The sequence below is a fragment of the Paenibacillus sp. NPDC058177 genome (assembly GCF_042883835.1).
Lineage (GTDB): Bacteria > Bacillota > Bacilli > Paenibacillales > Paenibacillaceae > Paenibacillus_AQ > Paenibacillus_AQ agri.
In genome coordinates, this window is record NZ_JBHVVB010000002.1 from 271,095 (window position 1) to 284,526 (window position 13,432).

Below are 13,432 nucleotides of genomic sequence, written 5' to 3' on the forward strand. Positions count from 1 at the left end.
GCAACCCAGTTAATAAGAAAGAAAGTAGGGTCTTACAGAAGAGGAATACAATAAATCAATGGAGTAATCTATTTTTAACGAGGTAAGAACCTCTGTTGTTTACGAAATTAGACCGTCGAATCGGTAGTAAATATCAATGCGCTGTACACGCTTGCCGTCCACCTTCTCGGCATCATATACCACAGCCTTGTCAATCAGTTCATTCAAGATTGGTTTCGTTAATTCCTTCATATCTGTATACTCTCGTACCAATTCCAAAAATCGAGTCGTAATCTCTAGCTTGCTCTCTGCTTGTTGAAGCTGTTCTTCCAGCAGCTTGAGCCGCTCCTTCAATTGAGCTTGCTCTACTGTAAAATCTCGTGATAAAGCCACGTACTGCTCATCCGCAATTTCCCCCAAAACATTATCCTCATACAGCTTTCGTTGAATCGTTTGCAGGTCACTTTCCCGCTTAGACAGTTTAGCCCGCTCTTTGATTGCTGTTCCCCACTGCTTCTTCTGCTGGCTCTTACTCATGGTTGCAACCATCTCCACAAAGGCGCTTTCCTGCTCCTTGGCAATCCAGGCATGGCACTGAATATCTGCCAAAACAATCTCATAAACATCCACGTAGCTAATGTAATGAAAACTACAATAGGCTTTGGCGCAGCGTTATTGTTCTGTTAATTTCGATGTTTTATGATAAACTAAAATTTGGTAATGCTTATTCAAAAAAGATAGGGAGAATATGAAAATGATATCACCGGGAATTGCTGATCCTTACTGGTATGAATGGTATGTAGGTCTAAGCCAAGTTATCAGAATAATAGACTATGATAACGAAATTTCATGTGTCATTTTTCAAAAAGGCAACTATAATACCATCGACGATGTAGTGGTGAAATATAAAAATGGCACACAGGAGTATTGCTATCAAGTCAAACATGAGATTGAAACGTTAGATAATAAAGCATTGACCTTTAATAAGCTTATAACAAAAGAACAGAATGACAAATCTGCAAGTAAAAGCTTAATAAATGCCCTTGCAACAGGGTGGAATGAAGCATCTCTCACAACTGGGAATGACATAACACCCATTCTTTATACAAACAGAACTCTTGGAAGTAATAGAACGCAGCGCACTTTTAAAGGCTTAAAGTACCAAGCGATACCCTTAGGCGAATTTATAATTAAAATAAAGAAAAAAATCACCGAGGCAGATGGAACTAGCAAACTCATTTTTACCGAGGCCGAGGACAACTTGAATATGCAATGGCAGGAGTTCTCTGATGCAATATGCCTACCTGATGATCTAATGATTTCATTTTTAAGCAAACTGACTGTTGAAGCATCTCAATCCTCATTAAGCGAACTCAGAGAATCTCAAGTTGCAGCTATTAGCAAGTTATTTGGATGCTCACATGAAATTGCTGAAAAATTATTTAACCGTTTAGTTGCTGAACTACCTGTATGGACGACATCAACAAGATTTTCCGAAGAAATCACTATCGAAACTGTCTTCGAAGCACTTAGTACAAAGCTTGAATTTTCAAACGAACAGCATCGACTCGCTCCCCCAAGTCCTTTCTTTAAAAGCAGAGAAGAATTTTGCAGAAATGTTGTGGCTGAAATACGGCAAGCTACAATTCCCATAGTGTTTATCTCAGGAGAACCTGGCTCAGGTAAAACAAGCATCGTCAGCCACATACAGTCATCATATAATCTATTCACAATTCGCTACCATGCTTTCCGTCCTATATCACCCGAACAAAGATTTTATAATGCAGATATGGGGTTATGTGAACCACGTCAATTGTGGATAGAACTTATGGTTCAAATACGTGCAAATCTAAAGGGTATACTTCACAAGCACAGTGTGCCGGTCATTTGCGATCATATCTCTGATACAAACTTGCGTTCTGAAGTTCTTCGCCTTCTCAGTGTTATCAGCGAAGAAACACGAAAAACTGTGTACATATGTATTGATGGCATTGATCATGCAGCGCGTTCTAATTCACCTGTAACCTTTCTCTCTTCTCTATATTCACCATCAGAGATTCCTAAGGGTGTATGTTTCGTTATTGTCGGCCAGCCTTCAAATTTATACGACAGATACCCTTCATGGCTTAAAGTTGAGTCCTCATCGGTTAAGTACATTGAGATCCCCCCGCTTGAAAAAGGAGATATAACGCAATTAGTAATTGAAAAGGCACCTCAATATTCAGGAGATGCAGGAAGAGTTTCCGAATTAATTTATTCACTGACAAAAGGCAACAATTTGTCTGTTGTTTATGCTATTGAATCAATGAAGAAACTTACAACATTTGAGGAACTCATTAATTTATCCGCATCTGGCCTAATTTCTTCTGATGTTAATCAATATTATGACAATATTTGGAGACATGTAACCGAAGTTATTATTAAGAATAATATAATAACCAGTTTCGCAGAAGCTAAAGTAGCCGATGCTATACTTCTGTTAAGTGGTCGTATCTATACCTGCCTTTTACATGAGGCACTAAAAGACATGTCCTTGTCATTAGCAGAATGGGATCAGCTAATGGACTCGTTGTATCCACTAGTTGTACCGAATAAAACTAAACACGAATATAATCTTTTTCATAATGATTTTCGTGTGTATCTGATGAGTGTTGGAACCAAATATCCTCAAATATACAAGGAACTGTCGTACCAAATCGCTGAATATTTGCATAGAAGCGACTGGGGAAGTGTTAAATATAAAAACGTAATCCCTCTACTTATATGTGCAGAAAAAACTGAATTAACCGCCGACTACTTTAATGTTTCTTTTGTAATAAATGCACTGGCCGAGGGCATATCCTATTACGAACTGAATACTTTCGCTGCCATTGCTTATTCAGAAGCTGTAAAATCGCGACATATACTTAAATATCATAGCGTTTACCTTGCATTGACCACGCTTCATCAGCATCGTAAATACTACGAGCATTATGGTCGAATCTACGAATCAGAAGATTTACATGAGGTCATTCCTATAGATATTTCAGAAATACGAGCGCTGCCTTTATCAAAGGAGAACATAGAAGATTATCATGATACCCTTATAAGGTGCAAAAGACTCTACGCTGCAGACACACCTGACATGCATAGACGCGCAATTTCGCTATACGAATTGTGGTTTGGATCACGAACACCCGTTTCTTTCGCTAGAGCGTTGTACCCTCATGCGAACTATCCAGATAATTTTGCTACCGAAACTAACATTAAAAAAATACTAACATTATGGGGGCAAACCAGCGCACAGTTTAATCTGAAAGATATAAAATCATTACGTAACGAAGCAAACGATCTCCACGATTATGAAATTCATGCCGAGATACTGTTTGGCAATGCGTATTTTTCCTATTTTATTGAATATGAACAATATGAAGATGCGATAGCAGGAATAAAAAATGTGAGAATTTCAATTGATTGTGTTTTTGAAAAGCTTGAAAGTATTTTGCTTAACGGAAAAGCACAGCTTTTTGTTGATATTATTGAAACACTTCAAACTTACAAACTTAAGGAAGAGGCTCATGTTTTTGCTTCAGCAATTCTGCTAATGGTTGATCCAATAAGAAAAGATAAGATTAAACCTATTAAATTAAACGAGCCGACAAAGCATATTTATGACAGCAATTCTCTGAATGCAGTTGCAATGGCTTATATTATTGGTGTGCAAAACGCCTCAGGTGACGACATTGTTATAATAAATCAAGCTTATACACATCTGAATATAATGGATGATAGCGGGATTTATGAAAGTGAAATTATTTACTTGAAGTTATTAATGCGCATAGCCGCATTGCTTGGTAAGTATAATTATCTGCTAGCAAAATCACCTGATATAAACATCGATAGCAGATTGCTATATCAGTATCTACACACCTTTTTTGACAAGCCTGCAGTGCGCAGCTTCGAATTTACTAAAGCTTTTCGTTTCCTGCTTCACACTATTTTGAATACTTCATCAATTGAAAAAATTATAGATCTTGATGTCATATGTGCAGATCTAAAGCATACTCTTCTTACTTTCCAATCTATAGGAATGCACTACAAATCTATCATTTTAGAATTTTTAATGAAGCATGATCGACTGGATGTAGTTCAGGAATATTTACTTGCTCTCTATGGCATGTCCGGAGAATTGTTATGCCAGCAGGAGGATTGGGCGAGTACACACAAGCACTTTCTGAAATACAGTTCCGTTGTTATTCCCGAAATATCCTCTTCGCTTTCCACTAGGCTAAAATGGGATGTTGTATCCTACAGTGGTCACGAAGAAACCGCTATCAATATGCCTCTCCAAGTATACAAAATTTGTGCGCAAAAAACGCCAGGTTTGTGGGAAACAGAAGGTATTCGATTAAATGCTATTTCCGTTATTGCTGATAACTTTTCCAATGTATATTCAAATGACGTTGCTAAGGCGTTAAGCAAAAGTGCTGTTCACTGTGGAATTTCATCTTTTTGGAAGTTACACCACTTAGACAGTAATTATCACTGTAACTTAAACATACTACATGAGCAACTCGATGATTTACTGGTGATGGCCCATACTGAACAGGATATCATTGCAATATGGATTCAGGCATGCGGTATGCTGTCCTGGTATAACAAGTCTGACAGAGCTACGTTAGGGAATATTTATGATTTATGCATTGAGTATTCAAGGATACTCGGTGGTCATACGTTTATAGATTTTGTTTCAAAATACACTCCTACCCAGGTTACCATCGCAAATGACAAACCAGTTAAATTAGATTACAGCAATTCTTTAAGCGTAGATGACTACTATATTAAGAAAAAGGAACGAAATAGAGCATTCGAGCAAGAGATTAGCGGATTGCCGACAAATGAAATCATTGCAAACTATGTAAACACAGTCTCGCATCTTGATGAATGGAATAATATCGACATTTCTTGGAAAGAAATATTACGCCGCGGCGAAATGAGCAGTACAGAAGCCACTCGTTTTTTGAATGTAATAGCACCCAAACTGGAAGATCGACAATGGGAAAATTATGGGTGTGACTATATAATCAGTCAGCTTAAAGAACACTTGAAATATGATGCTTTTTGGAAACTGACCGAAATTATCGGCGCAAATCTTTTTGAATACGATTTTCAAACCTCAACTAGAAATGCTTCTTTTCTTCTTTTACTGTACTCAGACATGTTTGCCGATGATATGTTGTCTTTACTTGATGCAGAATTGCATTGTCAGGAGCTTTGGATTTCCGGGGATGGACACATTCCTTTTCCAACATCAGAAAGCACAGTTATTCAGAATCTTCTGCAACCGAGAAATTTACATGAATTATCGTTGAATATCTTGCTAGAGCAATTTGAGCTAAATAACGTTCATCGAAACGAAATCGCATTGCCAGCAATTTATGCCCTATGCATCAGCCACCCTTCTCTATACAACTGGATTGTTCATAATTGGGAGGCTCTGCTTTCTGAACAAAAAGATGCTGTTGTGCTCATAAGTGAACGTTGGGGACGTCAAGCGCCTGTCGGAATTGAAAAGCTGATAAATACACTCGAAGAAGAATACAAGAAAAGTAACAGGCTAACCGAAAAAATGAAACTGTACTCGATTCTAGCAAAATTTTCGCATGTAAAAGGTATGCTTTCTGAGCCATTAACACTACACGCTTCCCCCGAGCAATACAAACTTACTATGCCGAAGCCTTACACTTTAATCGACGATAGTAACGTACCAATTGGAATCAGGGCATTTCTTGACTTAAATTCACGTGCCACAAACGAATACGACACAGGTCTAGATATTGTGAAGTTTATTCGTGAGAATTCCGGGGCCGCAGAAAGAAAAAAAGAACAATATATCCGTTCAGGTGATTGCATACTCGTGAGGAATCCCGGCATGTATGTTATTGACCCTATACTGTACGGAGAGGAGCTATTGGGACGTTGGGATCATCTGCCGTTTGAATGGCGAATGCAGTATTTCCTTGATGTGGATGACGCGTGGGTTACTACCACTTCGCCTACAGTTATAGACGATGAGGTATGGAATATTGAAAGCGAACTTAAAGAGTGTCTGAAAGATGATGACTACAAGAAAGCTGAATCAATGGCACAGGCTATTCTTCATACTGGGCTGAACCAAAATGAGCAATTATTAGGTGCATGCCTTTGGTATCCTGTCGGCCATTATGATAATGGCATTATTTTGTTTTACACTTTAAAAGCACTTCACAGCGGCAGTATTCTATGCAGCAATAGAATTAATCAGACGTTTATTAACTATTCAATGCTTGCAGATACTGACGACCTTTTTGAATATGGTTTGGAAGACATATCTAAAGACGGAATCTGTCTCGTAAGGTCTATTGTTGGCTCAGCGCAGTTTATATTAGGAAACTGTCAAATTTATCCTTCTATTTTTTTACGAGAGAAATTTAAGTGGACACCGTTATTTTCGAACCCATTTGTGTGGGTAGATGATAAAGCAGAAAGAGTATTAAAGTTTGAAAGAATTCTTTATCCTAAACGAGATACTATCCATCAACATTATCATCGGCAGCCTATGCTGTTCAGATGGGTAGCTGACAAGAACAAACTTGAGAGTCAGCTTAAAAAACATGGATTAGTGATAAGAGCAGTAAATAATACCTATCCATATGATAGTATATTAAAAAGTAATGAGGATTAAAAATAACCACAGAGTGGATACGTCTTCGTCATTACCATTGAGGCAAGTGTGCAATATCGGTTATTCATCTACTTAAAAATAAATAAAGCATCCGTAGACCTTTCTTGAACAAGGAATCCGTAAGGCTAAAAGCCTCGCGGTTTCCTGAATTTTTGTGAGAATAAGCGGTAACTAACAACTAACCTCTTAAATGCCATTTAAGCGCTCTCTCAGCTAATCGAATCTTCCATACTATAGAAATGTAGTGTGGTATTCAATTCTTTGAAGAGGAGAGGTAGTAACAAGCTGAGTACTGACATTATTATCAATAGATCTAATAAAATCTGCTCTATTACAAACAAACCAAGTCTATAGAAGCTGATAAAAATAGGATATAATAATCTTAACTGACTTAATAAGTAAAGTCAGTGCATCAGATCAATATAAATAACTATATGATTATCAAATAGGTGATGGAATGTATAATTATCACAACTTAAATGATGTCGAATTTGAAGAACTATGCAAAGATGTAATGCAAAGAAAACTATCTGCTAACTTACGATTATTTTCAAAAGGAAGAGACGGTGGTATTGATTTAACGGATAATACTCATAGTCACAACATTGTTGTACAAGTCAAGCATTACATTCGAAGTAGCTACGCTAATCTTAGAGCAGCTTTAAAGACTGAAATGGAGAAAGTTAACAAGTGGAGTCCTAAGCAATACTATATTTGTTGTGGAATGGAACTAACTGCAGCAAACATTAGAGAAATATACGAAATGTTTTCAGAATTTATGATGACAGACCACAACATAGTAACCTTAAACGAAATTGACGACTTCCTTCAAAATACAGAAAATGCTGATATAGTAAGAAAACACTACAAGCTATGGCTTTATTCATCCAATATATTAGGTGAGATTTATAACCAAAATGTTTTTGTCGACTGTGAAACACTCTTAAGTGATGTAAACGAAGAATGTAAGTCTTTTGTACCTACACATATCTATGAAATTTGTATTGAACATCTAATTAATAATGGAACGCTTATGCTTACAGGCGGTCCTGGAGTAGGAAAAACAATTACTTCTAAGATGCTCGTTCTATACTTTGCTACACAAGGTTACAGAATTAGATACACCACAAATGGGGATATCGCAAATATTAAGAACTCCCTATCGCATGATAAAGAACAAAAAGAAGTCGTTCTATTAGACGATTGCTTAGGTCAGCACTATTTTAAGATGAAACAAAGTCAAGAGGATGAGTTACTTAGTTTAATAAAATATACAAAGTTATTTACAAACAAAAAGCTGATTCTAAATTCTAGAATTACTATTTTCAATGAAGCGAAAGAAAGATCCTACGAATTTAATAATTTCTTTGAACAAAAAAAATTAGTGAATTATATTATCAACATGGATGAAATAACCTCTCTTGAGAAAGCGAAAATTTTATACAATCATCTGAAACTTAAAAAAATACCGGCAGATTACTACTCTTCAATTATAGAAAATAAAAATTATCTAAAAGTAGTTCAACATAAAAACTACACACCTCGTATCATTGAACACGTAACTTTTGAACATAACTACTTAAGGGTGTTGCCTAAATCGTATTTCAATTTTATAGTTCACAATCTCACAAATCCACATGATATTTGGAAAAATGAATTTGAACAGCGCCTTCAAAATATCGATAGAGCCTTTTTAACAACAATATATTCTTTAACTGATACTTATATTGAACATGACATATTAAAAAAATGCTTTTTGAAACGAGTATCAACTATGAACAATGTTGACTTTACAGTTGACCAATGGAGCCTTGTCTTATCTCGATTGAATCAATCCATCATTAATATTGTCGATCTTAAAGGCAGACAACATATCGGAGTAATTAACCCTTCTGTAAACGACTACCTAAAGCTTGTGTTTACAAATAATCTTTTAGAGCTACATGCTATTCGGGATTCTATATGTAATGCCCTTCAATTTGAAAGATGTTATTCAAAAGAAGAACTTTCTAATATCTACTATCAGCTAATCATTGATGAAACAGTTCATGAGATTGACTTTGTCGATATACATCAAAAAAATTATTTTATTACATCAAAAATCTTTGAACATCACATAAAGAATACAAATTATACCCCCATAATCTTTGACTATCTATTAAATTCCTATTACTATAACAATTCACACGTAAATGGCCTGACTCATTTTGAGGTCTTATCTGCTTTACTCAGTAATGATTTTTACAAATTTTACTCAATAGACCAATTTATTTACTCAAAAGATAGTATTTCTAATCTATTGGAAGACGTGGATTTAGATGAATTGGTTATGACTATAAACCTTTTAAATGAATTCTTTAAAGCACAAGAAACTTGTCCTCCATGGTTTGAACAAATCTGCAAAGAAAAATTATATGAAAGCATAAGGTACTATTTTGAATGCGCTGATACTTCGGAATATTGTGATAATTATAATATGGGAGATTTGATTAGTGAACATACTAGATCATATTGGGATAGCCGAGATTACGAAGAGTACGTCGATAAATCTTCGGTAGTATCAGATTTAGAGAAGAAAATTATTAGTGACATAGAGGATGAAGTACAAGAAAAACTTGCTTCGCTTGAAGAAAAGTTTCATCAATTATTACAAGTACCGACGAATTTTAATGTAAATACAACTGACATTGAAAATGCTTTTGACTCCTATTTTCGAGATCCTTATCACGAAAGTTACCGTGGTAATAGTATGAATCAATCGTTTATTTCAGAAATTGAAGCTATATTTGAACGCTGAGTGAGAAATGCCACCTTCCTTTAAATCTTTGAAGTTGGCATTTCAAGAAAATTATTACTGATTTTTATGTTTTTAAAATCACCTCATAAAATATAACACCGGGTTTAATGTATTTATGCGCATATTTTCCTTTTTTATTGCTAACAGCGAAGATCCCATCACGAAATAAACTGAATTCGTGGTAATACTTCACCGAGTATTTGTTAGAACCCCGAATATTTAATGCTTCAAAAGTCGGATTGCAGAAATCTCGCTAAACGCAAAAGTCCCCGTTCAATCGACTTACGAACGGTATCTTCGTCAATTTGCTGTGATTGAAAGATTGCAACCTTGCTCATATCAACATACAGCCTGAAAAGGCCTCTATTCATGAGACCCTCAAGAGCAGTATCATCCAGAAGATTGGCCTTATGCCCAGTGCCTCCAAAAGTCGTACCGCACTGACCTTTGAAAATGGTAAAATACTCTGGATCAACTTGTCTCGAAGTGAAAAAGGATATGATATAAATTATTGAATCGTTGCGGAGGATCGGTATGGCCCAGTTAAGCTATTTAGAAAAAGATAGTATAAATCGACTATTTAACCAGAGTGGTTATGTCCTGCACTTTTCTACGTCTGAATTTGATAGGTTTACTTTTGATAGCATTGGCATACCACTGTGTGAGCATTATAAATTTTCAAAAGGTAAATCGCTAAACTCTTTTATTGATGGTGGGGACAATCTTGCCGTCGCAAAATTACTTGAAGATCTGCTCAATTATTACGCAGTAAAGTATGAAGACAAAGTAAAAGAAAATCAAAAGGCTGTTGATGCATGTTGGGAAGCTGTCAGAAGGCTTTATGGTGGAAAAGCCTTTTCCCAAATTGCAAAGCGGTCAGAGAGGTTAATTGATGTTTTTAACTCTGATTACATCGCGGCACAGATAAGGCAAATGAATGAAGCTATTGAGAAGCATCCAGCAGATGCTATTGGGAAAGCAAAAGAGCTTTTAGAATCTTGTTGTCATACCATACTAGCTGGTAAAACTATTTCAGTAAATAAAGATTGGAGTGTTCAACAACTTGTAAAAAACACATGCAAAGAGTTGAAACTGACTCCCGATGATATTCCTGACACAGCAAAGGCAAGTGATACTATTAAACAGATTTTAGGGAATTTATCTGCAATATCCGCTGGTATGGCTGAATTAAGAAATTCCTACGGTACCGGACACGGGAAAAGTTCAACATATAAAGGGTTGTCACCTCGCCATGCCCGGCTCGCTGTTGGGGCATCAACCACAACCGTTTTTTTCTTATGGGAAACATACGAAGAACAAAAGCCTCTTATTATATGAGATTTAAATGGTCCCACCTTTTATCTGAGGGTCAATTTTTGTCTTAAAGGAATATGATTACTTGCAGTAGGATTTTCAAACTGTTCAAACAGCAAACAATTCACCTATCAGTTAATGCCATAAAGCTGACGGGTCCAACATTGGCAAAGGTGCTGGCTGCAGCGTTCCGGCAAATACAAAAAGGTCATTATAAACGGCAGGGCAGAGAAAGCATGAACAACTGATGAATCAGGGCGGCCTTGTAAAAGATTACGTGAGGATCTGGGATCGTGTTTCCGATACTTATTCAACAACTTACGACAGTGGGTGGAACTACAGATAAAGGGCAGACTCAATCTGCCCCTCTTTGCATATCTTTTGAAAATCACATAACTGGTTGAATCAGACTTTCTTCAATTCCAATAATTTCACTATCACAGTAGTTAAGAATGTATTGTGGTACAACTTTATATTCTCTTGGGTTAAGTTGAAATAAATAGTCGTTTTGAACATGAAATGTTTCATCAACATATTTTTTCATTGCGCTCCCGCGCTCCATTTCACCATCTTTCAACATTCTATAGATTTGAACCTTTTCATAACCACTAGCAGATGAACGATATAATGCAACCATTTCGGTAATGTTTTGGGTACGTGCATATACAGTTGGATAATCAAATTCAGGGATGTACTCGTTAACAATTACAGTTGATTGTATAAGTTCGTCAGCAGTCATATCTCTGAGATTTCCATCTTCATTTTTGGTTTTAGGAACTTCCCTTCCTTTGTGAAATATATTGGAAAGCAATTCCCAAGCTTCATCCTTCTGATTATTGATTTCAAGAAGTCGCCTTAAATATATTAGTTTATGGACTATATCAGAGGAATCAGCAATATTGCTTTCACATACTGACACAAACGATTTGACATCTGCATTTGTAATGCCTTTTTCATCTAGCGTTCCGTTAATATTTGAAATGAAGTATGCTTTTGCTGCAGGTGAGAAGATATCTCGCAGAGTACAAACAATATCAATGATTGGCTCAAAATCATGAGTTAACATTAATACGGTTTTTCCCTGAAATGAATTTGCACCTCTAAAAAGCATAGACATAATTGCAAATTTTTTATTGTTGTCAAAAGAAGATATAGGATCATCCAATATAATGAAATCTACATTTTCTTTAAGCGTTTGATACATAAACAATACCAAGGCAAAAGCATTCCGCTCTCCATAACTTAAGTGGTCTTTAACATTTTGAATACCACTACTTTGATCTGTAAAAGTCAAAATTAACCGATAAGTTTCTCCTGTTGATTGAACAATTGAAACTTTGTATTGATAACCTGCGGATTCAAGAAACCCATTTATTTCTTTACTGTGTTTTTCTATAGTCTTTCTTATTTCCTTTTTCTGCTGAGCAACCTGTCCTTGTAACTGGCCTGCGACAGTAATTACTTCGTTTAGTGAAGCATTAATTCTTTCTATTTTAGATTTTGTGTAGTCACTCTCTAACTGAGGGTAAAAGGCTAATTCTATTTTATTTTCGAGCAATGCATCAGCTACACGATCCACATTGCTTAATGAAGCAAAACCTAGGTTCTTTAGACCTATTAATTTATCTCTTAATGTAATTACTTCTTCTTTTAAGCGTTTAAGGAATTCAACTTGCTCTGGTGTTATACCAGTAGCGTTTCTGGATATGATTTGAATGGCTTCTTTTGTGGATTCGGAAAAATATGCTTCTAAAGAGGTGAATACATCAAGTACTTTGCTTAATGCAGAAAGATATTTGGTATCATACTCTTGGCTTACTTTTAAAATTGTTTCTTTAGGTGTTGAAATAGTGGATACGCAATAAGGACATTTATCAGTAATCTCCAAGTAGTCTTTCCCTTCGGTTTGCCACTTTACCCATTTCAGATTTACACCAGCAGTTCTTAAGTATGGAGCATACGGAGCAAGTTCAGGAGGCACATTTTCCAGTTTATTACCTTTTCCGATAGTTTTGCCCAGTTCGCTTGTTTTTGAATATCCACTTTGTGTTCTACCAAAGCCGTCAATAAAGGTTGCTAAATCGTTTATTAGGGCATCAAGTTCCGGATCGTCACGAAAAGCTGTTTGTATGCCTGAGATCAATACAGAGATTGCTCGCATATGCTCTTCATATTTGGGCGTCTTCACAAATATCTCAAAACTATTTGCTACTAACTCATCCTTCTGATAAGCGTAGGTTTCAATATACTTCTCATTAAAAACAGCTACCTTTCGAAGGGTGTCAGATATCATGACACTTGAATTATGATCATCTTCTCCATCATTCAGATATTTAAACGGGCGTAAGTCTGTGAGTGTCTGACCTGAAACATGTAAAGATATGGCTTGGGCAATCGTTGATTTTCCAGTACCATTAATAGCATATTTGATGTTCAGTCTTCCGTTTTCAATATGTATATTACCCGAGTCAATATTATTACAGTTATGGATGGTAATGTTCATTTTTTCTTCCTTTCCGAAAATGCATAGCTTTGCTTGCATTTTTCATATAAATTATTTGTCACTCACCTACACAGCACACAAATGTTGACACTCTTTCATCATACAAATATTACCACTCTAAATCAAGACAACCTTA

At 36.0% G+C, this 13,432-nt stretch carries 5 protein-coding genes; 3 read left to right on the forward strand and 2 right to left on the reverse strand.

All coding sequences use genetic code 11. The features are described from left to right. Positions 1-99: 99 nt before the first annotated feature. A complete protein-coding gene (locus ACFVU8_RS11290) occupies positions 100-588 on the reverse strand; it encodes a DUF4368 domain-containing protein (protein WP_387427415.1) in 489 nt (162 codons plus the stop codon). 145 nt (positions 589-733) lie between these two features. Between ACFVU8_RS11290 and ACFVU8_RS11295 the strand changes: the two genes are divergently transcribed. The 3 genes from ACFVU8_RS11295 (at position 734) to ACFVU8_RS11305 (ending at position 10,817) form a co-directional block, all read left to right on the forward strand. Next, the gene (locus ACFVU8_RS11295) at positions 734-6,682 is read left to right on the forward strand and encodes an ATP-binding protein (RefSeq protein ID WP_387427416.1); all 5,949 of its coding nucleotides are present in this window, start codon (positions 734-736) and stop codon (positions 6,680-6,682) included. A 457-nt stretch (positions 6,683-7,139) separates the two neighbouring features. Then, positions 7,140-9,479, forward strand: coding sequence for an nSTAND3 domain-containing NTPase (locus tag ACFVU8_RS11300; protein ID WP_387427418.1), 2,340 nt, complete (start codon positions 7,140-7,142; stop codon positions 9,477-9,479). 534 nt (positions 9,480-10,013) lie between these two features. Further along, on the forward strand, positions 10,014-10,817 hold the full coding sequence (locus tag ACFVU8_RS11305) for an abortive infection family protein (RefSeq protein ID WP_387427420.1): 804 nt from the start codon (positions 10,014-10,016) through the stop codon (positions 10,815-10,817). 364 nt (positions 10,818-11,181) lie between these two features. Here the strand turns inward: ACFVU8_RS11305 and ACFVU8_RS11310 are convergent, their stop codons facing one another. Continuing rightward, positions 11,182-13,296, reverse strand: coding sequence for an AAA family ATPase (locus tag ACFVU8_RS11310; RefSeq protein ID WP_387427422.1), 2,115 nt, complete (start codon positions 13,294-13,296; stop codon positions 11,182-11,184). Positions 13,297-13,432: the final 136 nt, after the last annotated feature.

What these genes read in the sequence shown, in the direction of transcription:
- ACFVU8_RS11295 (WP_387427416.1), top strand. Translation starts at nt 734, where the DNA reads ATGATATCACCGGGAATTGCTGATCCTTACTGGTATGAATGGTATGTA.
- ACFVU8_RS11300 (WP_387427418.1), top strand. Translation starts at nt 7,140, where the DNA reads ATGTATAATTATCACAACTTAAATGATGTCGAATTTGAAGAACTATGC.
- ACFVU8_RS11305 (WP_387427420.1), top strand. Translation starts at nt 10,014, where the DNA reads ATGGCCCAGTTAAGCTATTTAGAAAAAGATAGTATAAATCGACTATTT.
- ACFVU8_RS11310 (WP_387427422.1), bottom strand. Translation starts at nt 13,296, where the DNA reads ATGAACATTACCATCCATAACTGTAATAATATTGACTCGGGTAATATA.